Source organism: Nocardia sp. JMUB6875 (assembly GCF_041154655.1).
In the GTDB taxonomy this organism is placed as follows: domain Bacteria; phylum Actinomycetota; class Actinomycetes; order Mycobacteriales; family Mycobacteriaceae; genus Nocardia.
This window is the reverse complement of the sequence record NZ_BAAFGR010000020.1, coordinates 12,329-38,839: the sequence shown is the minus strand read 5'-3', so window position 1 is coordinate 38,839 and position 26,511 is coordinate 12,329. Positions and strand designations below refer to the sequence as shown.

Annotated in this window: 2 protein-coding genes; both read left to right on the top strand. The window is 70.1% G+C overall.

Annotation, left to right across the window (positions count from 1 at the left end; genetic code table 11):
* Positions 1 to 8: 8 nt before the first annotated feature.
* Positions 9 to 10,754, top strand: coding sequence for an SDR family NAD(P)-dependent oxidoreductase (locus ACAM49_RS07755; protein WP_369634762.1), 10,746 nt, complete (start codon positions 9 to 11; stop codon positions 10,752 to 10,754).
* Positions 10,751 to 26,509 carry an SDR family NAD(P)-dependent oxidoreductase gene (locus tag ACAM49_RS07750; protein WP_369634761.1) on the top strand — a complete coding sequence of 5,253 codons (15,759 nt, stop codon included), beginning with the start codon at positions 10,751 to 10,753 and terminating at the stop codon, positions 26,507 to 26,509. Before ACAM49_RS07755 ends, ACAM49_RS07750 begins: the two co-directional genes overlap by 4 nt.
* The last annotated feature ends 2 nt before the right edge of the window (positions 26,510 to 26,511 follow it).

Sequence of the window (26,511 nt, the reverse complement as noted above, 5' to 3'; positions counted from 1 at the left end):
TTGCACTGATGGCTGACGACGACGAACTGCGCCGGTACCTCAAGAAGACCGCCAAGGAGCTGTACGACACCAAACAGCGGCTGCGCACGCTCACCGATCGCATGCGGGAGCCGATCGCCATTGTCGGCATGGCGTGCCGGTACCCGGGCGGCGTGCGCTCCCCCGAGCAGCTGTGGCAGCTGACCGCGGACGGCGTCGACGCCATCGGCGGCTATCCGACCGACCGAGGCTGGGACCTGGATCGGCTGTTCGACCCGAATCCGGACGCGCCGGGCACCATCTACACCCGCGACGGCGGATTCCTCGATGACATCGGCGATTTCGACGCCGCCTTCTTCGGCATCGGTCCCCGCGAGGCGGCGGCGATGGATCCGCAGCAGCGGCTCATGCTGGAGGCCGCGTGGGAAGCCCTCGAGGACGCGGGAATCGACCCGACGTCGCTGCGAGGCAGCGAGACCGGTGTGTTCGCCGGTGTCATCCATCAGCACTACGGCCCCCGCATCGGCTCCGCCACCATTGGCGCGGAAACCGAAGGCCATGCCTACCTGGGTGTTTCGAACAGCGTCCTGGCCGGGCGCATCGCCTACACCTTCGGGTTCACCGGCCCGGCGATCGCGGTCGACACCGCGTGCTCGTCCTCGCTGGTGGCCATCCATCTGGCCTGCCAGGCATTGCGTTCCGGCGACACGGACGTCGCTCTGGCCGGTGGCGTCACCGTGATGTCGGACCCCTCGCTGTTGATCGCCTTCGCGCGGCAGCGCGCACTATCCAGCGACGCCCGCTGCAAGGCGTTCGCGGCCGCCGCCGACGGCACCGGGTTCTCCGAGGGACTCGGAATGCTTGTGCTGGAACGACTCTCGGACGCCCAGCGTGCGGGCCACAACGTGCTGGCGGTCATTCGCGGCAGCGCGGTCAATCAGGACGGTGCGAGTAATGGGCTCACCGCGCCCAACGGCCCGTCACAGGAGCGAGTCATCGCCCAGGCCCTGGCCAATGCCGGACTGGAGCCCGCCGACGTCGACGCGGTCGAGGCGCACGGAACCGGCACCATGCTCGGCGATCCGATCGAGGCGGCGGCGCTCATCGGCGTCTACGGCGCGGGACGCGAGGGTGAGCCGCTGCATCTGGGCTCGCTGAAATCCAATATCGGCCACACCTCGGCCGCCGCGGGTGTCGGCGGCGTGATCAAGATGGTGCAGGCCATGCGCCACGGTGTGCTGCCCAAGACGCTGCACGTGGATGAGCCAACGCCGCACGTGGACTGGTCCGCCGGTACCGTCCGCCTGTTGCAGGACAGCCACCCGTGGCCGCACGGGGAACGCGTGCGCCGGGCAGGCGTGTCCTCCTTCGGAGCCAGCGGCACCAATGCGCACCTCATTCTCGAGGAGGCTCCCGCCCCGGCGGAGGTCGCGGCCGAGGCGGAGGCCTCGCCGCGCGTTTCGGCCGACAGTGTCGCACTGGTCGTCTCGGCCAAATCCGAAGTCGCTCTGCGCGCGCAGGCGGATCGGTTGCGGCAGTGGATGATCGAGCGTCCCGACGTGGACGTGCACGAGGTGGCGCATTCCCTGGCGAGTTCGCGGGCGCTGCTCGACTGGCGTGGCGCGGTCACCGGCCGCGACCGCATCGAACTGCTGACCGGGCTGGCGGAACTGGCCGCGGGCGGCGCGGATGCCGTTGCGGCGAAGGCTGATTCCGGCGCGACCGCGTTCCTGTTCACCGGCCAGGGCGCGCAGCGCGTCGGGATGGGCGCCGACCTCTACACGGCGTACCCGGCCTTCGCCACCGCGCTGGACGAGGTGTGCGCGGTCCTGGATCGGCCGCTCGGACGATCCCTGCGCGAGGTGATGTTCACCGACCCCGACGGCGTGCTGGACCGCACCGAATGGACCCAGCCCGCGCTGTTCGCCTTCGAGGTGGCCTTGTTCCGGCTGCTGGAATCCTTCGGTGTCAGACCGGATGTGCTGGTCGGTCATTCGATCGGCGAGCTGGCGGCGGCGCATGTCGCCGGGGTGCTGTCGCTGCCGCACGCCTGTGCGCTCGTGGCGGCCCGCGGCCGCCTGATGGGCGCACTGCCCGAGGGCGGCGCGATGCTCGCCGTGGCGATCGATGCGGCACGCGCCTCCGAACTCATCGTGGCAGTGGCCGATCGAGTCTCGATAGCCGCGGAGAACGGTCCCACCTCGACGGTACTGTCCGGCGATACCGAGGCGATCGAAGCCTTGGAGCGTGAACTCGCCGCCGATGGCATCCGGACCAAGCGGCTACAGGTGAGCCATGCCTTCCATTCGGCGCGAATGGCGCCGATGCTCGACAAGTTCCGTTCGGTCGCACAGAAACTCGACTACCGCAAGCCCGCCCTGCCGATCGTCTCGACCGTCTCCGGGGACTCGGCCGGCGCTGCCGTGACCGATCCCGAGTACTGGGTGCGGCAGGTGCGCGCCACCGTCCGCTTCGCGCCCGCCGTCGACACCCTGCGGGCCGACGGGGTCAGCCGCTTCGTCGAAGTCGGACCCGATGCGGTACTGACCGCCATGACCCGCGAATGTCTGGGTGAGAACACCGATCTCGCGACGGTGGCGCTGGCGCGGCGGTCCTCCGAGGAAGTCGGGCAGTTCGTCGCGGCCTTGGCCCGGATCCAGGTCACCGGCGCGCAAGTCGACTGGCGCTCGACCTTCGCCGAGCGCGGTACGGCTCCGATCGCCCTGCCCAAGTACGCTTTCCAACGTCGCCGCTACTGGCTGAACCCCGACCACGGCGCGGCCGCCGACCTGTCGGACCATCCGATCCTCACCGGCGTCCTCGGTTTGGCGGGCTCCGACGAGTGGCTATTCACCGGCCGACTATCGGCGGCGACGCATCCGTGGATCGCCGACCACCTCTCCTACGGTGTGATGGTCCTGCCGAGCGCCACGCTCATCGAGTTCCTGCTGGTCGCCGGTGGCCGAATCGGTTGCGAAGCGGTCGAAGAACTCACCCTGCAAGCACCGATCGTGCCGTCCGAAGGCGATGAGATCGAGCTCCAAGTGCTGGTACAAGCTCCAGATGCGACCGGCCATCGTCCGTTCGAATTCTATTTCCGCACATCGGCTTCCGAGGAGTGGATCCACAACGCGACGGGCTCGCTCGCCACATCCGCCGGGCACGAGCCGGAGGTGCTCGCCCGGCTGCGGGCCGAATCGTGGCCGCCCGCCGACGCGGAACAGTTCGACAGCGCCGGTCTGCCCGCGCAGATCGCCCAGGACGCGGGGCTCGAATACGGTCCGGCGTTCCTCGGGGTACAGCAGGTGTGGGAGCGCGACGACGCCGTCTTCTCCGAAATCGCCCTGAACTCGGATCTCACCGCGGCAGCATCGAATTCGGTCCGCCACACCCTGCATCCCGCACTGCTCGACATGGTGATGCACGCCGCGTTCTCCCGGCTGATCTGGCGTGACGGCAACCCCGATCCGAACACCGGCAAGCTGCTCTTCCGCTGGGCCGGGGCTCGGTTCCACCATGCCGCGGGCGCCAGGCCCGCCGAGGTGTCCGCGCTGCGGGTCATCGCGGTCGCGCAGGGGCCGGAAGCCGTGGCGGTCGCGGCCGTCGATCCGGATGGCAATCCCGTCGTCTCGGTGGATGCCGTGGTGATGCGGCCCTACGACGTCAAGGAATTCCGCAGCGCGCTGTCGGCCGACAACGCCGCGCTGTACGAAGTGCACTGGGAAGAGGATCCGAACGCGAGCGATCTCACGGCCGCCGGGGAACTTCCCGAGCCCGAGGTCTTCCGCGCCGTTTCGTCCTCGGACGGAACGGCTTCCGGCGAACCGCGGGAGATACGAGCACGGGTCCACTCGGCCCTGACGCACCTGCGCTCGTGGCTCGCGCAGCAGCGACCGGCCGACTCCCGGCTGGTGGTGGTGACGTCGGGTGGAGCCGGAATCCCAGGGGAGACTCCCGATCCGGCAGCGGCCGCCGTCTGGGGACTGCTGCGCAGTGCGCAATCGGAGCATCCCGATCGATTCGTACTGATCGACGAGGATCCCGCCGCACCCGCGACCTCCGAGCGGATCACCGCCGCACTGGCTGCGCGCGCACCGCAGATTGCGCTGCGTGACGACCGCATTCTGGTTCCCCGTCTCCGGCTCGCGGTCGAAACAGCCAGTGCCGCACCGGAATCTGTGGCCGCGACCTTCGATGGGGCGACGGTGCTCATCACCGGCGGCACCGGCGGCCTCGGTTCGCTGTTCGCCCGGCACCTGGTCACCGAATACGGTGTGCGCGAACTGGTTCTGACCTCACGCCGGGGTCCGGATGCGGCGGGAGCCGCCGAGCTGGTCGCGGAGTTGACGCGACTGGGGGCGAGAGCCCGGGTCGTCGCGTGCGATGTGGCCGATCGCGATGCGGTGCGCGAGCTGCTCGCCGATATCGGTGATACCCCGATCGCGGTGGTGCACACCGCCGGTGTGCTCGAGGACGGAACCGTCTCCGCGCTGACCGACGCGCAGCTCGACCGCGTATTCGCGCCGAAGGTCGACGGCGCTTGGCATGTGGACGAACTGACCCGGGACCGCGATGTCCGCGCCTTCGTGCTGTTCTCCTCGATCGCGGCCGTCCTCGGCACCTCGGGCCAGGCGAACTACGCCGCCGCCAATGCCGCACTCGACGCCCTGGCCCAGCGCCGCCGCGACGCCGGTCTCGCGGCGACCTCGCTGGCGTGGGGTCCGTGGAATCAGTCCAGCGGCATGACCGGCGCACTGGATCGCGGTGCGCTGGCGCGCTGGGAACGACTGGGGCTGAGCCCACTCGCCGACGCCGACGGCCTGCGTCTGTTCGACGAAGCCCTCGCACACGGTTCGGCGCGACTGTCGCCGATCCGGTTCGATGCCGGCGCACTGCGCACCGGCGACGGGTCCGACGTACCCGAGATCCTGCGCGGATTCCTCCCCCGCCGGGCGCGTGCCGCCGCCCCGACCGCCGTCGCGGCGACCGGGACGCTCGCTGCCCGCCTGGCCGAACTACCCGCGGCACGGCACGGCGAAGTGGTCCTCGAGACCGTGCTGTCCGCGGCCGCGGCGGTCCTGGGTCACGACTCCGCGGCCGACATCCGGCCGGATCAGCGTTTCGACGAGATCGGTTTCGATTCGCTCGGCGGCGTGGAGTTCCGCAACCGGCTGGGCAAGGCCACCGGTCTGCAACTGCCGTCGACGCTGGTGTTCGACTATCCGACCCCGGCGGCGGTGGCGAAGCTGGTGCTGTCCCGCGTCGAGCCGACCGCGGGCGAACCCGTGAAGAAGTCGGTGCGCCGCGTTCGGGCCGACGAGCCGATCGCCATCGTCGGCATGGCGTGCCGGTTCCCCGGCGGTGTCGAATCACCCGAGCAGCTATGGGATCTCGTCGCTGCCGGAATCGACGCGACCGGCGATTTCCCGACCGATCGCGGCTGGGACCTGGAGCGGCTGTTCGACTCCAACCCCGACAAGCCCGGGACCGTCTACGCGCGCCGCGCCGGATTCCTCGACAAGGCGGGTGACTTCGATCCGGGATTCTTCGGGATCAGCCCCCGCGAGGCGTCCGCCATGGACCCGCAGCAGCGCCTGCTCCTCGAAACGTCCTGGGAGGCCCTCGAAGACGCCGGTATCGACCCGAACTCGTTGCGGGGCACCGATACCGGGGTATTCGTCGGCGCGGGCGCATCCGGCTACGTCGACCTGGTCGGCGGTGATCTGGAGGGCTATCGGCTCACCGGCACCACGAGCAGCGTGATGTCGGGACGCGTGGCCTACGCGCTGGGGCTCGAGGGTCCGACGCTCACCGTGGATACCGCCTGCTCCTCCTCACTGGTCTCGCTGCACCTGGCCGCCCAGGCACTGCGCAACGGTGAGAGCTCCCTCGTACTGGCGAGCGGCGTGACGGTCGCGGCCAGCCCGTACTTGTCCGTCGATTTCGCGCGGCAGCGCGGACTCTCGCCGGACGGCCGGTGCAAGGCGTTCTCCGCGGCGGCCGACGGCGTCGCCTTCTCCGAGGGCGCCGGGGTGCTGGTACTCGAGCGGCTCTCCGACGCGAAACGCCTGGGGCACAACATTCTTGCCCTCGTCCGCGGCACGGCGATCAACTCCGACGGGGCCAGCAACGGCCTGACCGCGCCGAACGGTCCGTCCCAGGAACGCGTGATCAAGGCGGCGCTGGCGAATGCCGGGCTGACGCCGTCGGATATCGACGCGGTCGAAGCGCACGGCACCGGCACCACGCTGGGTGACCCGATCGAGGCGCAGGCGCTGATGGCGGTCTACGGTCGCGACCGCGCGCAGAACCCGCTGCGGATCGGCTCACTCAAGTCGAATATCGGCCACACCGTCGCCGCCGCGGGTGTCGGCGGCGTCATCAAGATGGTGCAGGCGCTGCGGCACGAAACCCTGCCCAAGACACTGCATATCGACGCACCGAGCCCGCACGTGGACTGGGCCGCGGCGGACGTCGCGCTGCTGACCGAGGCACAGCCCTGGCCCGCCGGTGACCGGCCGCGACGGGCCGGGGTGTCGTCGTTCGGTGTCAGCGGCACCAACGCGCACGCCATCCTCGAAGAGGCTCCCCGCCAGGTCATTCCGGTGGAGGCCGAGGCCCAGCCGCTCGGCACGGTGCCCTGGCTGCTGTCGGCCAAGAACGACATCGCGCTGCGGGCGCAGGCGACGAAGCTCCAGCGGTGGCTGCTCGACCACCCCGACACCGATCCCGCGCAGGTCGCGCACGCGCTCGCCACCACCCGTGCCCAGCACGAGACGCGGGCCGCGGTCCTGGGCGCCGATCGCGACGAACTGCTCGCCCGGCTGGCGCAATTGGCCGACGGAACCGCTACCGCCGGAGTGGTTTCCGGGACGGTGGGCGCGGGCAAGACCGCATTCCTGTGCACCGGCCAGGGCGCGCAGCGGGCCGGGATGGGCGCGGAACTCGCCGCGAGCTTCCCCGTCTTCGCCGCCGCACTGGACGAGGTGTGCGCGCAGTTCGATCCGCTGCTCGAAACCTCGCTGCGGCAGGCGATGGTCACCGGAGAGCTGATCGATCGCACCCGCTTCACTCAACCGGCGCTGTTCGCGTTCGAGGTGGCGCTGTACCGGCTGCTGGAGTCCTTCGGCGTGACACCCGATGTCCTGGTGGGCCATTCGATCGGCGAGCTGACCGCGGCCTACCTGTCCGGCGTCTGGTCCCTGGAGGATGCCTGCGCATTGGTCGCGGCCCGGGGCCGCCTGATGGACGCGTTGCCCGAGGGCGGTGCGATGCTGGCGGTCGCCGCGCCCGAGGACGAGGTCGCCGCCGCACTCGCCGAGTACCGTGATCGGGTCTCGATCGCGGCGGTGAACGCGCCTGCGGCCGTGGTCATCTCCGGTGACGCCGACGCCGTCGGCGAACTCGAGCGGCAGTTCACCGAGCGGGGCCGCCGGACGAACCGGCTGCGGGTGTCGCACGCCTTCCATTCGCACCTGATGGAGCCCATGCTGGGCGAGTTCGAGACCGTCGCTGCCGCGATCACTTTCCATCCCCCGCGAATTCCCTTGGTATCCAATGTCTCCGGCGAGCTCGCCGGTGACGAGATCTTGAAGCCGGACTACTGGGTGTCCCAGGTGCGTGGCGCGGTGCGTTACGCACCCGGCGTGCGGGCACTGGTGGCCTCGGGTGTGCGCCGCTTCCTCGAGATCGGGCCGGACGCCGTCCTGGCGGCCATGACCCGGCAGACCCTGCCCACCGAGATCGAGTCGCGCACGCTGGTCGCGGCGGCGGCCCGCCGGGACCACGACGAGGTCGAGCAGTTCGTGACGCTGCTCGCCCAGGCGCACACCGCGGGAGTCTCCGTCGACTGGACGCCGTTGTTCGGCGACCGCCCGACACCGCGAATCACTCTGCCCACCTACGCCTTCCAGCACCAGCGTTATTGGCTCGAGCCCGGCCTCGGGCAGCGCCGCCCCGACGCCTCGGAACACCCGCTGCTCACCGACGTGGTGCGGGTGGCCGATCGCGACGAGTGGATGTTCACGGGCCGATTCTCGCTGCCCACCCACCCGTGGATGACCGACCACACCACCTACGGTGTCGTGGTCGTCCCCAGTGCCGCGCTCATGGAGATGCTGCTGGTCGCCGGTCGGCGCATCGGCTGCGAGGTCGTCGACGAGCTCATCCTCGAGCGGCCGATCCTGCCGCCCGCGGACGGCGAGGTCGAACTCCAGGTGCTGGTGCGGGAACCGGATGCCGCGGGGCGCCGGTCCTTCACCTTCCACTACCGTCTCCCCGACGGCGAGTGGGCGCGCAATGCCAGCGGCGTCCTGAGTGGGCGGCCGCTGATCGACCTGGGCCTGATGGAGATGCTGCGCAGTACGCAGTGGCCGCCGATCGGCGCCGATTCGGTTGACACCGAATGGATTCCGGGCCATGCGACGCGGGTCGCCGGGCTGGCGTACGGCCCGTCGTTCCGCGGTATCGACGCCGCCTGGCACAGCGGTGACACGTCGTTCTCCGAGATCACCCTGAACCCGGAGACGCCCGGCGACGGATTCCAGCTGCATCCGGGCCTGTTCGACATGGTGATGCACGCCGGGCTGGTCAGCTTGATCTGGGCGGATCTCGACAGCAACCCGTCCGAGGGCAAACTGCTGTTCCGCTGGGGTGCAACGCAATTTCACACGACCGCTCCGGTCACCTCGATGCGGGTGATGGCGGTGCGGCGCAACAGCGAGGCGATCGCAGTGGTGGCCGTGGACCAGGACGGCAACCCGGTGGTCTCCATCGACGAAGTCGTCATGCGTTCCTACGACGTCGACCAGTTCCGCGCCACGCTGTCGGGCGGAGGCGCTGGCCGGTACGGGTTACGTTGGGCGACAGTCGAGATACCGGACGTGCTCGCGCCGATCGGAAGCATGGCCGTGCTCGGAGCGGCGACCGTGGCCGGGATAGATGAGCGGTATCCGGATCTGGCGGCGCTGGCCGCCGCCCCGGCCGTTCCGGACGTCGTGGTCTGGCCCGAAACCGCCGGACCGCATGGCGCTTCGGCGCGTGCTCGCGTTCATGCCGCATGGCAGCTGGTCCGGGACTGGCTGACCGACGAACGGTTCGGACGGTCGCAGATGGTTGTCGTGACCGAGGGCGCGGCGACAGTGCCCGATTCCGCACCGGATCCGGCCGCGGCCGCCGTCGCGGGGCTGATCCGCAGCGCTCAGGCCGAGTATCCGGATCGAATCGTGCTGCTCGACGTGGATCCCGATGGTAGAAACCGGCTTTCGGCCGACGCGATGCGAAACGCCATCGCGGCGGGCGAGGCACAGGTGGCGGCGCGGGGCGACAGCCTCCTCGCACCGCGGCTGGAGCAGGTGACATCCGCTGCGGGTGAACCGATTTCATTCGGCGCCGGCACCGTACTGATCACGGGCGGAACCGGTGGACTGGGTGCGCTGCTGGCCCGGCACCTGGTGACCGCGCACGGTGTCGATCGACTGCTGCTGGTCTCGCGGCGCGGTGAACACGCCGACGGCGCAATGGAACTCGCGGCGGAACTGTCCGGACACGGCGCAGACGTGCGCATCGCCGCCTGCGATGTCACCGACCGCGAGGCCCTGCGGGCGCTGCTGGCGGACCTGCCGGACGAGCACCCGCTCACCGGTGTCGTGCATGCCGCCGGTGTGCTCGCCGACAGCACCTTCGACGGCCTCACGACCGACCGGATCGACCAGGTCTTCGCTCCGAAGGCCGAGGCGGCGTGGCACCTGCACGAGCTCACCCGGGAGCTGAACCTGTCGGCGTTCGTCATGTTCTCCTCGATCGCGGGCATGATCGGCTCGGCGGGACAGGCGAATTACGTTGCCGCCAACGGCTTCCTGGATGCCCTCGCACTGCGCCGCCGGGCCGAAGGACTGCCCGGTCTCGCACTCGCCTGGGGTCCGTGGCAACAGGATCTCGGCATGACCGGCACCCTGGATCGCACCGCCATGAGCCGACTGGACCGGTTGGGTCTGACGCCGCTGGACCACGAAGACGGCCTGCGACTGTTCGACGCCTCGCTGACCACGGCGGAGCCCGTGCCGGCGCTGCTGCACCTCGACACCGACAAGCTGCGCGTCGAAGCACACACCGGGACGATTCCGGCGGTGCTGCGCGGATTCGTTCGCGCGAGCGGCCGGACGGCCACGCGGGTGAACGAGGGCCCCTCGCTCGGGGAGCGACTGCACGAGGTGCCGGAGGCGAAGCGCCACGGCGTCGTCCTCGACCTGGTGCGCGAACACGCGGCCACGGTGCTCGGTTACGAGTCGCTCGATGACATCAGCCCCGATCGCGGCTTCGACGAACTCGGCTTCGATTCCCTTGGCGGCGTGGAGTTCCGCAACCGGCTGTCGAAGGTGGCGGGCTTGTCGCTGCCGTCGACCCTGGTGTTCGACTACCCCACCGCGCGAGATCTGGCGGGCTACCTGGTGCAGCAGGCCCTGGCGGAGGCACCCGCTCTGGCCGCCGCACCGGCGCCCTCCGCCGCACCGGCGGCCGCCGCAGTGCCGCCCGAAGTCGCACAGCTCGAGACCATGGTCGAGCGGATCATCGCCAATGGCGGCGACTCCGACGCGACCCTCGCGGCCCTGCGGAGCATCACCGACCGCCTGCACGCCCATCTGGGTGACGCGTGGTCGGACAGCGACTACCAGGACCTCGCGGTCTACGGGGACACCCAGGTCTACGAGGACCTCGAATCCCATTCCGACGATGAACTTTTTAATCTGATCGACGAGGAGTTCGGCCCAGCATGACCAACCCGAGCAGCAACGAGGAACGCCTCAGCCGGTACCTGCGGAAGGTCACCGGGGATCTCCGCACCGCCAACAAGCGCATCCAGCAGCTGGAGGACCAGGCCGGGGAGCCGCTCGCGATCGTCGGCATGGCGTGCCGGTACCCGGGCGGCGTCGACACTCCGGACAAGCTCTGGGATTTGGTCGCCTCCGGCACCGACGCGATCGGCCCGTTCCCCACCGACCGCGGCTGGGATCTCGAGCGGCTGTTCGACACCGACCCGGACGTGCCCGGTACCGTCTACACCCGCGAGGGCGGATTCCTCGACGCGGCAGGCGATTTCGACGCCGGATTCTTCGGCCTCGGACCCCGCACCGCGGAGGCGATGGATCCGCAGCAGCGACTGTTCCTCGAAGCGTCCTGGGAGGCTTTGGAAAACGCGGGCATCGATCCGGAGTCGCTGCGGGACAGCGATACCGGCGTCTACGCGGGCGTCATGCACTTCGACTACGGCCGCCGCGTCGGCGCGCCCGGTCACACCGCCGAATCCGAAGGCAATGCGCACCCGGGCGTTTCGGCCAGCATCCTGTCCGGGCGGGTGTCGTTCAGCCTCGGCTTCAAGGGTCCGGCGCTGTCGGTGGACACCGCGTGCTCCTCGTCGCTGGTCGCACTGCATCTCGCCTGCCAGGCGCTGCGTCAGGGCGAGACATCGCTGGCCCTGGTCGGCGGTGTCACCGTGATGTCGGATCCCGCCCAGCTCATCAGCTTCGCGCGGCAGCGCGCGCTGTCCCCGGACGGCCGGTGCCGGGCGTTCGGGGCGGCGGCCAACGGGACCGGATTCTCCGACGGTCTCGGCATGCTCGTGCTCGAGCGGCTCTCGGACGCGCGCCGCAATGGCCACCCCATTCTCGCGGTGGTGCGCGGCAGCGCGGTGAACCAGGACGGGACCAGCTCTCGGCTGACCGCGCCGAACGGTCCCTCGCAGGAGAAGGTGATCGCGCAGGCGCTCGCCAATGCCGGTCTGACCGCCGCCGACATCGACGCGGTCGAGGCGCACGGCACCGGCACCCAGCTCGGCGATCCGATCGAGGCGCGGGCGCTGATCGCCACCTACGGTCGCGACCGCGACGGTGAGCCCTTGCGGATCGGATCGCTCAAATCGAATATCGGGCACACCTCCGCCGCGGCCGGCGTCGGCGGCGTGATCAAGATGGTGCAGGCGATGCGGCACGAAACGCTGCCCGCCACACTGCATGCCGATACCCCGACACCGCATGTGGACTGGTCCGCGGGCGCCGTGCGGCTGCTGACCTCGGCCGAGCCGTGGCCCGCGGGCGAGCGGGTGCGGCGGGCCGGTGTGTCGTCCTTCGGCGCCAGCGGCACCAATACTCACGTGATCTTGGAAGAGGCGCCTGCCCCGGCGGAGGTCGCGGCCTCGGAGGTCGCGCCGGTTGTCTCCGAGATCGCCGTGCTGCCGCTCTCGTCCAAGACCGAGGACGGCGTGCGCGCGCAAGCCGCCAAACTGCTGGATTGGGTGCGCGAACGTCCGGAGCTGACGGTCGGCGATATCGGCTATTCGCTGGTCACCGGCCGCTCCCGATTGGAGTGGCGGGCTGCGGTGGTGGCGGGCGATCGGGACGCCATGCTCGCCGGACTGGCGGAGCTCGCGGAGCACGGATCGGCGGGCGATATCGCCACGGGCCGGGCGGTGACGCGCAAGACCGCCTTCCTGTGCACCGGACAGGGTGCGCAGCGGGCCGGTATGGGTGCCGAACTGTACGAGGCGTTTCCGGTGTTCGCGGCCGCGCTGGACGAGATCTGCGCGCAGTTCGACCCGCTGTTGGGCACATCGCTGCGGCAGTTGATGTTCACCGGCCGAGCGGACGGCGACGGTCCTGCGGCGCTGCATCGGACCGAGTTCACCCAGCCCTCGCTGTTCGCGTACGAAGTCGCACTGTACCGGCTCCTCGAATCCTTCGGAGTCACGCCGGACGCATTGATCGGGCATTCGATCGGCGAGTTGGCCGCCGCGCACCTGGCCGGTGTGTGGTCGCTGCCGGACGCGTGCCGCCTGGTCGCGGCGCGCGGTCGGCTCATGGGACGGCTACCGGCCGGGGGCGCGATGCTCGCCATCGCGGCCAGCGAGGGCGAGGTCTCCCCGCTACTCGCCGACGAGGCGGGGCGATTGGCGATTGCCGCCGTGAATTCGCCTGCGGCCGTGGTCGTCTCGGGCGACGAGGACGCGGTGACGGCGCTGGCACAGGTATGCGCGGAGCGCGGCTGGCAGACCTCGCGGCTGCGGGTGTCGCATGCGTTCCATTCCCACCTGATGGATCCGATGCTGGCCGAATTCGCCACCGTCGCAGGGTCGTTGACCTATCAGCGCCCGAGCATTCCACTGGTGTCGAACCTTTCCGGCCGGATGGCCGGTGATGAGGTGCTCGAGCCCGCCTACTGGGTCCGCCAGGTGCGCGAGGCCGTTCGGTTCGCGCGCGGCGTGGAAACCCTGGTGGCCGCGGGCATGCGCCGGTTCCTCGAGATCGGCCCCGACGCGGTCCTGACCGCGATGACCCGGCAGTGCCTGCCGGAGAATGTCGAATCCCAGGCGGCGGTCATGGCTGCGGCCCGCCGCGGGCGGGCCGAGGTCGAGCAGTTCGTGACCAGCCTCGCGCAGGCGCATGCCGTCGGCGTCGATGTCGAGTGGACCGCGCTGTTCACCGGACGCCCGGTCGCGCGAGTCCCGTTGCCCACCTACGCGTTCCAGCGTCGCCGCTACTGGGTCGACCCGGTCGGCGGTAACGCCGGGGTCGAGGCCGCGGGTCTGGGTGCGGTCGAGCATCCACTGCTGGGTGCGGTGGTATCGGCGCCGGAGTCGGGCGAGGTCTTGCTGACCGGGCGGCTGTCGCTCGCGACCCAGCCGTGGCTCGCCGATCATGTGATCGGAGGTGCGGCACTGCTGCCGGGAACCGGTTTCGCGGAGCTGGTGCTGCGGGCCGGAATCGAGGTCGGCTGCCCGGTGATCGAGGAGCTGACCCTGCAGGCTCCGCTGCTGCTGCCCGCGACGGGCGGTGTGCAGATCCAGGTCGTCGTCGGCGGGCTCGAGGACGGGCAGCGGCCGGTTGCCGTCTATTCCCGTGGTGAACACGACGATGACGGCGAGTGGGTACTCCATGCGCGAGGCGCGCTGACAGTCGCCGACGCTGCCGGCGAGCCTCTCGCCGAGGCGTGGCCGCCGAGCGCGGCGACCGAAATCGAGGTCGCCGCAGCGTATTCGAGCTTGTTCGCCCGTGGTTACGAGTACGGCCCGGCCTTCCAGGGTGTGCGGGCGTTGTGGCGGCGCGGCGATGAGGTGTTCGCCGAGATCGCCGCCGATGCGGACTCGAGGGTGCGCATCGAAGGTTTCGGAATCCATCCGGCGCTGCTGGACGCCGCCTTGCACGCCGGGTACCTGGCCGGAGCGTCCGAAGACGTTGCGGGACAGCCGGAGTCGCTGTTCGCGGTCCCGCCCGGGCAGGTCGCGCTGCCGTTCGCGTGGGACTCGGTGACACTGCACACCGTCGAAGCCGCCGTGCTTCGGGTGCGGTTGACCCCGGCCGGATCCTCGGTGTCGGTGCGGGTGGCCGACGAATACGGGCAGCCGGTCCTGTCGGGATCGGTTGCGGCACGGCCGATGCCGCTCGAGCAGCTGGTCGCGGCCGCGTCCGGTGGCGTGGCCGAACCCGTCCTGGAACTCGCGTGGTCACCGGCCACGACCCAACAGCCCACGACCGATACCGAGGTGGGGCGCTGGGACGGGCTGGAGGACGCCGCGCAGGTTCCTCCGGTGGTGCTCGTCGAAGCGGGTACCGGATGGGACACCGACGGCACCGATGTGGTGGCCGCAACCCATGACGAAACCGCTCGACTCCTCACGGTTTTGCAGGAGTGGCTGGCCCAGGAACGGTTCGCGGCGAGCACGCTGCTGATCGCCACTCGCGGCGCGGTCGCCCTGCCCGCTGAGGAGCTCACCGACCTTCCCGGCGCGGCGGTGTGGGGCTTGGCGCGTGCCGCCCAGGCCGAGGAGCCGGGCCGAATCATCCTGGTGGACACCGACACCGGCATTGACGTTCACCTCGCGTCGGCCATCGTGGCGGTGGACGAACCGCAGGTCGTCGTGCGCGGCGGCGTCATTCATACCGCGCGCCTCGTCCGGCCCGCGCATGAACGCACGGACAGCGGCGACGAAGGAGCCGAGTTCGGCTCGGGAACCGTGTTGATCACCGGCGGCACAGGCGGTTTGGGCGCTGTGATGGCCCGGCACGTGGTGGTCGAGCACGGTGTGCGGTCGCTGTTGCTGGCCAGCCGCAGCGGCCCGCGGGCCGAGGGCGCGGCAGCCCTGTGCGCCGAACTGGAACAGCTGGGCGCACAGGTGAAGGTCGTGGCCTGCGATGTCGCGGACGTCGTGGCGGTAGCCGAGCTGATCGCCGAGGTACCGGCCGAGTGGCCCCTGAGCGGTGTCATCCACGCCGCGGGTGTGCTCGACGATGGGACCATCGCGTCCTTGACCCCGCACAGGGTGACCGCGGTGCTCGCGCCCAAGGCCGACGCCGCCTGGTATCTGCACGAGGCGACCGCGGGCCTGAATCCGGCCGCGTTCGTGGTGTTCTCGTCGGTCTCGGGCACCCTCGGTGGCCCCGGGCAGGGCAACTACGCCGCCGCGAACACCTTCCTCGACGCGCTGGTGGCCCACCGCCGGGCGCGCGGGCTCGCCGGTCAATCGCTGGCATGGGGTCCGTGGGCCCGGTCTCGCGGCATGACCGCGCACCTGCAGGAGTCCGACCTGGCGCGATTGAGCCGGGGCGGATTCGCCGCGCTCACCGACGAGCAGGCGCTGCGCGGTTGGGCCGCGGCACTGCGACGGAACGCGCCGCACACGGTGATCGCGACCCTCGACACTGCCGCGCTCCGCACCCAGGCCGAGACCGGCCTGCTACCCGCCGTGCTGCGGGATCTGGCACCGGCGGCCCGCCGTCGCGCGGTGGAGGCCGCGCCGGTTTCCGGCCTGCGGCAACGGCTTTCGGGATTGGACGGCGAGCGGCAGCGGCAGCTGGTCTTCGATACCCTGCGCACCCATATCGCGGCCGTGCGCGGCATTGACGGCGTGTCCGCGTTCGAGCCCGGCCGTACGTTCCAGGACCTCGGTTTCGACTCGCTGAGCGCCGTCGAACTGCGCAACCGCCTCAAATCCGCGACCGGGCTATCGTTGCCCGCCGCCGTCATCTTCGACTACCCCACACCGCAGGCGCTCGCCGAGCACCTGGCCGACAAGTTGACCGGCATCGCGCAGGACGTCGCGGTCACCGCGAAAGTCGTTGCCGACGAACCGATCGCGATCGTCGGCATGGCGTGCCGGTACCCGGGTGGCGTCACCTCCCCCGAGGACCTTTGGAAGTTGGTCTTCGACGGCGTCGACGCGACCTCGGAGTTCCCGGGCAATCGCGGGTGGGACACCGAGCGGATCTACGATCCCACCGGCGAAAAGCCGAACACCACCTACACCCGTTCAGGTGGATTCCTGCACACCGCAGGCGAATTCGACCCGGCGTTCTTCGGGATCAGCCCCAATGAGGCCGCGACCATGGATCCGCAGCAGTTCCTGTTGCTGGAGACCTCGTGGGAGGCTCTCGAACGAGCGGGCATCGATCCGGCGACGCTGCGGGGCAGTGCCACCGGCGTATTCGCGGGCATGATGTATCACGACTACCCGGCCAACGCTAATTCGGGATCCATTGCCTCCGGCCGAGTTTCGTATGTGCTCGGGTTGGAAGGGCCGTCGGTCACCGTCGACACGGCATGTTCGTCTTCGCTGGTGGCGATGCACCTGGCCGGGCAGTCCCTGCGGTCGGGCGAGTCCGACCTGGCCCTGGCGGGCGGTGTGGCCGTGATGGCGACACCGGAGGTCTTCGTCGAATTCAGTCGCCAGCGCGGGCTGGCTCCGGACGGGCGGAGCAAGTCGTTCGCCGATGCCGCCGACGGGGTGGCGTGGTCCGAGGGCGCCGGTGTGCTGGTGCTGGAGCGGTTGTCCGACGCCCGGCGCAACGGGCACGAAGTGCTCGCGGTGATCGCGGGTTCGGCGGTGAATCAGGATGGCGCGTCGAATGGTTTGACCGCGCCGAACGGTCCCTCGCAGCGGCGGGTGATCCGGCAGGCGCTCGCGAACGCGCGGATCGCGCCGAGCGACGTCGACGTGGTCGAGGCACACGGCACCGGCACCACACTGGGTGATCCGATCGAGGCCCAGGCGCTGCTGGACACCTACGGTCAGGAGCGCGCGGCGGACCGGCCGCTGTGGCTGGGGTCGTTGAAATCCAATATCGGGCACGCGCAGGCCGCGGCCGGTGTGGGCGGCGTCATCAAGATGGTGATGGCCATGCGGCACGGCGTACTGCCGCGGACGCTGCATGTGGATCGGCCGTCGAGCAAGGTGGATTGGTCCACGGGGCACATCGAATTGCTCACCGAACCGGTGGCGTGGCCGGAGGCGGATCGGCCGCGGCGCGCCGGGGTGTCGTCCTTCGGTATCAGCGGCACCAATGCGCATGTCGTCATCGAACAGGCGACTGAACCGATTCGGACCTTGGACGGCGTCGAGACCCTTCCGGTCGGCGAAGTGCTGCCGTGGGTGGTTTCGGCACGCAGCGGTGCGGCACTGGCCGACCAGGCCGGACGGCTGGTCGCGGCCGTGGTCGAGCGTGATCTGGATCCGGCGGATGTCGGCTTCTCGCTGGCTTCCACGCGCGGCGTCTTCGAGCATCGCGCGGTTGTCTTCGGGGACAACCGAACCGCTCTGCTGTCGGGGACGCGGGCGATCGCCGAGGACTCGCAGTCCACCGGCGTGGTGTCCGGTCGCGTGGTTCCGGGTTCGACCGGTCTGGTGTTCTCCGGTCAGGGTGCGCAGTGGGCCGGGATGGCGAGCGAGTTGCGCCGGGCGTATCCGGTGTTCGCCGAGCACTTCGACGCCATCGTCGCCGAGATCGATCCCCTACTGGGGCAGGCGGATTCGCTGAGCGTCGTGCTGGCGTCCGAGGACCTCGTCGATCGGACGGTGTACGCGCAGGCCGGGTTGTTCGCCTTCGAGGTCGCGCTCTACCGCCTGCTCGAATCGTGGGGCGTGCGGCCCGATATGGTCGCGGGCCACTCGATCGGTGAGGCGGCTGCCGCGCATGTGGCGGGCGTGCTGTCGCTGACCGACGCGTGCGTGCTGGTGGCCGCGCGTGGCCGGTTGATGCAGGCCCTGCCCGGCGGCGGCGCGATGGTCGCCGTTGGTGCGTCGCAGGCCGATGTGACGCCTTTGCTGACCGCGGGTGTCGCGGTCGCGGCGGTGAACGGGCCGTCGTCGGTGGTGCTCTCCGGTATCGAGGACGAGGTCCTCGCGGTCGTCGAGGAATGCGTCGAACGTGGCTGGCGGACCCATCGCTTGCGGGTCTCGCACGCCTTCCACTCGGCGCTCATGGAGCCCATGCTGGCCGAATTCGCCTCGGCGATCGAGGGTTTGGCCTTCGCCGAGCCGGTGATTCCGCTGGTGTCGACCGTGACCGGTGCGATTGTCACCACTGAGATGACCGATCCGCAGTACTGGGTGGGTCAGGTCCGCTACACGGTGCGGTTCGCCGATGCTGTTGCCGCAATGGTGGATTCGGGTGTATCGCGGTTCGCCGAGATCGGTCCCGACGCGGTGCTGACTCCGATGGTCGCGCAGATCACGGACGGCGCGGTGGCGCTGGTACGGCGCGACCGCGCCGATGCCGCCACCCTGCTGACCGGAGTGGCCGGATTGTTCGTCTCCGGCGCCGAGGTGGACTGGGCTCGTTTTTATGCCGGTACCTCCGCGCGGCGAATCGACCTGCCTACCTATGCCTTCCAGCGCGAGCGGTATTGGCTCGATGCCCGCAAACTGCTCGCGCAATCGTGGATGGGCACCGAGCTGGGCGGCGTGACCGACGCCGGGCTCGAGACGGTGGAGCATCCGCTGCTGGGCGCCGTGGTATCGCATCCGGATTCGGGTCAGCTGACCTTCACCGGCCGGTGGTCGCTGGACTCGGTGGAATGGCTGGCCGACCACAGCGTGCACGGCACGGTGCTGCTACCGGGTACCGGATTCGTGGAGCTGGCCGCGCATGTCGGCGGCCTGCTGGGCTGCGACGTCGTAGAGGAACTCATCCTGCACACCCCGCTCACCCTGCCCGCCGACGGCAGCGTCGCGGTGCAGGTCGCGGTGGCCGATGCGGACGACGCCGGTCGCCGACGGCTGCGCGTGCATTCCAGGCCGGCGGCCGAGGGGCGGTGGACGCTGCACGCCGAGGGCATCCTCGCCGAGGGCGCGGAATCCCATGACGTGGCAGCCGATTTCGACCTGGCCACCTGGCCTCCGGTCGGCGCGCAGCCGCTGGATGTCGATGGCGCCTATGACGATCTGTTCGCGCTCGGATACGGGTACGGCCCGTTCTTCCAGGGGCTGCGGGCGGCGTGGCAACGCGGCGATGAACTGTTCGCCGAGGTCGCGCTGCCGGACCCCGAGGACGCCGACGGTTTCGGCATCCATCCCGCGCTGTTCGACGCGGCCCTGCATGCCGGAATCCTGCACGGCCGCAAGGCCGGTGAGGCGGTGCTGCCGTTCGCCTGGAACCGGGTGGTCCTGCACTCGGCCGGGGCCGCCACCGTGCGGGTTCGCAGTGTTCCCGTGGGTGACGACTTCGCCGTGCAGATCGCCGACGAGCAGGGGCGGCCCGTCGTGTCGGTGGGCGCGTTGGTATCCCGGCCGGTTCCGGTCGAACGGCTCAGCGCCGACCGGTCGCCGGACGCCTTGTTCACCGTGGAATGGGTTGCGGCGCAGCCCTCGTCGGAGCGTGTCGGACCGGATCGCGTCGCGACTCTCGGTGCCGACCGCGACCTCGCGGCCCTGATCACCGATCTGGACGCGGCCCAGGATCCGGTCGTTCCCGAAGTCGTCCTGCTCGAATGCCCGCGCCACGACGGCTTGCCGACAGACGCGGCCCGCCAGGTGCTGGGAACTGTGCTCGATACCGTTCAGCGGTGGATGGCTGAAACTCGCTTCGCCAACTCACGTTTGGTGGTTCTCACCGAACATGCTGTGGCAGTCGGCGATTCCGAGTCCATCGCCTTGGATCAAGCGCCGGTGTGGGGTCTGCTGCGTGCCGCGCAGGCCGAGAATCCCGGTCGATTCCAGCTGCTGGATGTGGAGCCGGGCGGCGCTGTCTCCGCGGACACCCTGGCGGCCATCGCCGGGGAACCCGAAGCCGCGCTTCGCGGCTCGACCGTGCTCGTGCCGCGATTGACCCGCCGGACACCGGGCACGAGTCCCGGGCCGATCGAATCCATCGAGCCCGGAACAGTGCTGGTGACCGGCGGCACCGGCGGTCTCGGTGCGGTCATCGCCCGCCACCTCGTGACCGAACACGGTGTGCGCCACCTGCTTCTGACGTCCCGTCGCGGCCCGCATGCTCCCGGTGCGGCCACGTTGCTCGACGAACTGACCGAGCTCGGCGCCGAGGTCACCGTCGCGGCGTGCGATGTATCGGATCGGTCGGCGTTGACGGCGCTGCTGGCGGGCATCTCCGATGAGCATCCGCTGGTCGGTGTGGTGCACGCGGCGGGCATCGCCGACAACGGTGTGATCGAGTCCATGTCGGCGGATCGCATCGACGCCGTGTTCCGCCCCAAGGTGGACGCCGCGTGGCATCTGCACGAGCTCACGCGTGACAAGGCGCTGTCGTTGTTCGTGCTGCTGTCCTCCGCGGGCGGGCTGGTGCTGGCCGCTGGTCAGGCGAATTACGCCGCGGCGAACGTCTTCCTGGACGCCCTCGCCGCGCATCGGCACGCCCTCGGACTGCCCGCGACCGCGCTCGACTACGGCATGTGGGAGCGGTCGAGCGGGCTCGGTGCCGAGTTGTCCGAGGACGACTTCGACCGCATGCGCAGGCAGGGCTTCCCGCCACTGTCCGAGTCCGAAGGTCTCGCACTGTTCGACGCGGCGGTGGCTGCCGGGACTCCCCAGATGGTGGCGTTGCGGATCGATCCGGCGGTGCTGCGCACCCGGGGCGACCAGATTCCGCCCCTGGCACGGGGACTCGTCCCGACACTGGTGCGCCGCGCCAACCGGACCCCGGCGGGTCAGGCGCTGCTGCAACGGCTGGCGGGCCTCTCGGAGGCCGATCGCGCCGCTGCGCTGGTCGATTTCGTCCGCACCGTGGCGGCCGGGATCCTCGGCCACGCCTCCGGTGAGGCCGTCGCACCGCAGCAGGCCTTCCAGCAGCTCGGGTTCGACTCGTTGAGCGCCATCGAGTTCCGCAACAGGCTCAATACCGCGACCGGCCTGCAACTCCCGGCCACGCTGATCTTCGATTACCCGACCCCGCAGGCCGTCGCCGAATTCATCGGCGCGCAACTCACCGGCACCGCCGCCGTCGAGGAGCGCGCGGTGAGCCGGGTTCGCGCGGACGACGAGCCGATCGCCGTGGTGGCGATGGCTTGCCGCTATCCGGGCGGGGTCGCGTCGCCGGAAGACCTGTGGCAGTTGGTTGTCGAGGGCGTCGACACCGTCGGCGCCATGCCGGTGGATCGCGGCTGGGACCTCGAGGGGATCTACGATCCCGAACCCGGCAAGCCGGGTAAGACCTATACGCGCAGCGGTGGATTCCTGTACTCCGCGGCGGAATTCGATGCCGACTTTTTCGGAATCAGCCCGAACGAGGCCACGATGATGGATCCCCAGCAGCGGTTGCTGCTGGAGGTCTCCTGGGAGGCGTTCGAACGCGCCGGCCTGGATCCGGCGGCGCTGCGCGGCAGTTCGACCGGCGTGTTCACCGGCCTGATGTACCACGACTATGCCCGGGCGACCGGGACCGGCAGCGGCTCCGCGGGCAGTCTGGTGTCGGGCCGGGTGTCGTATGTGTTCGGTCTGGAAGGACCGTCCGTCACCGTGGACACGGCGTGCTCGTCGTCGCTGGTGGCCCTGCATCTGGCCGGGCAGTCGCTGCGCTCGGGCGAGTGCGATCTGGCCCTGGCCGGTGGCGCCGCGGTCATGGGGACGCCGGACATGTTCCTGGAGTTCGGTCGCCAGCGCGGGTTGTCGCCGGACGGGCGGTGCAAGTCGTTCTCCGACAGCGCCGATGGCGTGGGTTGGGCCGAAGGTGTCGGCGTCCTGGTGCTGGAGCGGTTGTCCGATGCCCGCCGCAATGGGCATGAAATCCTCGCGGTCATCGCCGGTTCGGCGGTGAACCAGGATGGCGCGTCGAATGGTCTGGCCGCGCCGAACGGTCCCTCGCAGCGGCGCGTGATCCGCCAGGCACTGGCCAATGCCGGTCTCGCGCCGGTCGACGTCGACGCGGTGGAGGCGCACGGCACCGGAACGACGCTGGGCGATCCGATCGAAGCCCAAGCGCTGCTCGCCACCTACGGGCAGGACCGCGCCGCGGACCGTCCGCTGTGGCTGGGGTCGCTGAAGTCGAACATCGGACACGCGCAGGCCGCGGCCGGTGTGGGCGGTGTGATCAAGATGGTGATGGCCATGCGGCACGGGCTGCTGCCGCGGACGCTGCACGCGGATCAGCCCAGCACCAAGGTCGATTGGACCGAGGGGCAGGTGCGGCTGCTGACCGAGGCGGTGCCGTGGCCGGAGGTCGGCCGGGCTCGCCGGGCGGGCGTGTCGTCGTTCGGTATCAGCGGTACCAATGCGCACGTCATCATCGAGCAGGCCCCGATCAGTCAACCTGCGGCGGAACAGCTCCCGGCGCAGGCGATTCCGGCGGGCGGGCTGCTGCCGTGGGTGCTTTCGGCGCGCAGTGCGGCGGCGCTGACCGGCCAGGCCGCCCGATTGTCGGCGCACCTGGGTTCGCCGACATCGCCGGTGGCGGAACACGATCCGATCGATGTCGGTTTCTCACTGGCTTCGACGCGCAGCGTGTTCACCCATCGGGCCGTCGTGCTGGCCGAGGACAGTGCGGACCTGATCGCGGGCGTGCACGCCTTGGCCGCGGGCACGGACGCGCCCGGCGTGGTGTCGGGTCGCGCGGTGGCGGGTTCGACGGCGCTGGTGTTCTCGGGGCAGGGCGCGCAGTGGGCCGGGATGGCGACCGAGTTGCGCAAGGCGTACCCGGTGTTCGCGGATCATTTCGACGCCATCGTGGACGAGTTGAATCCATCGCTGGCACAGCAGGTTCCGCTGGATGCCGCGTTGACGTCCGAGGAGCTCGTCGACCGGACGGTGTTCGCGCAGGCGGGATTGTTCGCCTTCGAGGTGGCTCTGTTCCGGCTGCTCGAATCCTGGGGCCTGCGTGCCGATGTGGTGGCGGGCCACTCCATCGGTGAGGTCGCCGCGGCACATGTGGCCGGAGTGCTGTCGCTGACCGACGCGTGCGTGCTGGTGGCCGCGCGCGGCCGGTTGATGCAGGCGCTGCCCGCCGGTGGGTCGATGGTCGCGATCGGCGCCGCCGAAAGCGATGTGCTGCCATTGCTGTCGGGCGAGGTGTCGGTGGCGGCGGTGAACGGTCCGTCATCGGTGGTGATCGCCGGTGCCGACGACGCGGTCGCGGCCGTTGCCGACGTATGTGTCGAAAAGGGTTGGCGGACGAATCGTTTGCGGGTTTCGCACGCGTTCCATTCGGTATTGATGGAACCGATGCTGGCCGAATTCGGCACGGCGATCGCGAATCTGACATTCGAGCGACCGAGTATCACCCTGGTGTCGACGGTGACAGGTGCGCGGGTAAGTGATGAGATGCGCGATCCGTCGTACTGGACCAACCAGGTTCGGGAGACGGTGCGATTCGCGGATGCTATTGCCACGATGGCGGATTCGGGTGTGTCCAGGTTCGCCGAGATCGGCCCCGACGCCGTTTTGACCCCGATGATCGTCCAGACCCTCGACGATGAGCACCCGGCCGCCACGGTGGTGCCGCTGGCGCGCCGCGGCAAGGCCGACGCTGTATCGGTGTCGAACGGGGCGGCCGGACTGTTCGTCTCCGGCGCGGACCTCGACTGGGCCGCGATGTACGAAGGAACCGGCGCTCGGCGAATCCCCCTGCCCACCTATGCCTTCCAGCGTGACCGGTATTGGATGCCCGACGGAGCCACCGGCAAGGGCGATGCCCGATCGCTGGGCCTCGCCACCACCGGACACCCGCTGGTGCCCACGGTCATCGCACAACCCGACACCGGCGGTGTGATCCTGACCGGCCGCCTGTCGGTCCAGACGCACCCCTGGCTGGCCGATCACGGCGTGCTCGGCACCGTCCTGTTCCCAGGATCAGGTCTGGTCGAACTCGCCCTGCAAGCCGGCAGCAGGGTGAGCCTTCCGACGCTGACGGACTTCGTCCTGCACGCGCCGCTGGTGCTACCGGAGACGGGCGGAATCGCGGTGCGCAGCGTGGTCGGCGCCGAGGACGAGACAGGTCAGCGCCCAGTGCGGATCTACTCGGCCCCCGAAGGCGAGAGCGACTCGGCATCGTCGTGGACACTGCATGCCGAAGGCGCGCTCACCGCCGGTGACGCGGTCGAGGCTTCCGATCTCACCGCGTGGCCTCCGATCGGAGCGCAGCCGCTGCCGGTCGGCGGTGTCTATGACGAGCTGCGCGCCGACGGGTACGAGTACGGGCCCGCCTTCCAAGGTTTGAGCGCGGCATGGCAACGCGGCGACGAAGTGTTCGCCGAGGTAGCACTGCCCGACCCGCGGGAAGCGGCGGAATACGGGCTCCATCCCGCACTGCTCGATTCCGCCCTGCATGCCCTGCTCATCGGCGGCGCGGACGAGGCCGGACCGGTATTGCCGTTCGAATGGTCCGGTGTCACCGTGCACGCGACGGGAGCCGACACCTTGCGCGTTCGCGCGACCCGCGTCGGCGACAACACCGTGCGGGTGGATCTCGCTGATGCGACCGGCGCTCCGGTGGCGACGGTGCGCCGACTGGCCGCCCGGCCGGTCGATGCCGCGCAGCTCGCGGCGATCACCTCGACGGTCGACAATGCGATGTACCGGGTCGAGTGGACGCCGATATCGGTGTCCGACAGTGAGATAAGCACCGTGTCGTGGGCGGATCTCGGTGACGAGGTCCCGGCCGCGGTGGTGCTGGACGCTCCGGCGGGGAATGATCCCGACGCCGTTCGCGCCGCGACCCACGCTGTGCTGCAGGTGCTTCAGAGCTGGATCACCGATCACCGATCCAGCCGAACGGCATTGGTGATCCGGACCCGCGGCGCGGTTTCGGTTGCCGGGGAGGATATTACGAACCTCGCCGGTGCCGCGGTGGCCGGTCTGGTTCGCTCCGCGCAGGCGGAGGGCTCGGGTCGAATCGTCCTGGTGGACACCGATTCCGATGTCGCCGGGCCGCTGGGCGGGATCCTGGCCTCCGGGGAACCGCAGGTGGCCGTGCGCGGCGGGCGAGTGCACAGCGCACGACTGGTCCGGGCGACGACCACTTCGGATCCGGGCGTCGCTTTCGGTCCGGACGAGACCGTGCTCATCACCGGCGCCAGCGGCTTCCTGGGCGGATTGTTCGCCCGGCACCTGGTGAAAACCCATGGTGTCCGGCATCTGCTGCTCCTGAGCCGCCGTGGCGAGTCGGCGCCCGGCGCCGCCGAGCTGGCCGCCGAACTACGCGGTGGCGGCGCCGAAATCGACTTCGCCGCCTGCGATGTCGCCGACCGTGCCGCGCTCGCCGAGGTCCTGTCCGCCATCCCCGCGAGCCGTCCGCTCACCGGTGTCTTCCACACCGCCGGTGTGCTCGACGACGGCGCCATCGCCTCGCTGACCCCGGATCGAACGGATACGGTGTTGCGCCCCAAGGTCGATGCGGCCCTGCACCTGCACGAGCTGACCGCCGGGCTGCCGCTGAAGGCGTTCGTGCTGTTCAGCTCAGCGGCCGGAGCGTTCGGCAGTCCGGGGCAGGGCAACTATGCCGCGGCCAATGCCTGCCTGGACGCGCTGGCCACACATCGCCGGGCCTCCGGGCGCAGCGGGCAGTCCCTCGCGTGGGGGCTGTGGAGCGGTGACGGCGGCATGGGCGATGAGCTCGGTGACGTCGACCGGCGTCGCATGGCCCGTTCGGGAATGCTGCCGCTGTCGGCGGAGCAGGGCTTGGCACTGTTCGAGGCGGCCGCTGAAATCGACACGGCGGCACCGGTTCTCGCCAAGCTCGACAAGGCTGGACTCCGCGACGCCGGGTTCGCGACGGCCCTGCTGTCCGGGCTCGTCCCCGCTCGCCCGGTATCGGCCGCCCCGGCCGCACTGCGCGCCCGGCTGGCCGACACCCCCGCGGGCGAACGCCTCGGCGTGCTCGTCGATCTGGTCCGTGACCAGGTGGCCGCGGTGCTGGGGCATGCGAACGCGAAGGCCATCGCGGCCGACCGGGCCTTCAACGAGCTGGGCTTCGATTCCATCACCGCCATCGAATTCCGCAACGCCCTCAAATCCGCGACCGGCCTGGCCTTGCCCGCGACCCTGATATTCGACTACCCGTCACCGGAGACGCTGGCCGAATACCTGGCCGAAGAGTTCACCGACGACCACCACCCCGGGGCGTCTTCGGATGCGTCGGAGGACGAGATTCGCACTGCGCTCCAGACGATTTCGCTGACCAGTCTCCGCGAGGCCGGACTGCTGGAGGCACTCATGCGGCTCGCTCAGGGGCAGCAACGCCCGGAGGAGACGACGGCGGACGAGTCCATCGACGAACTCGATATCGACGACTTGATCAATCTGGCTTACAACTCCGAGGACTAGCG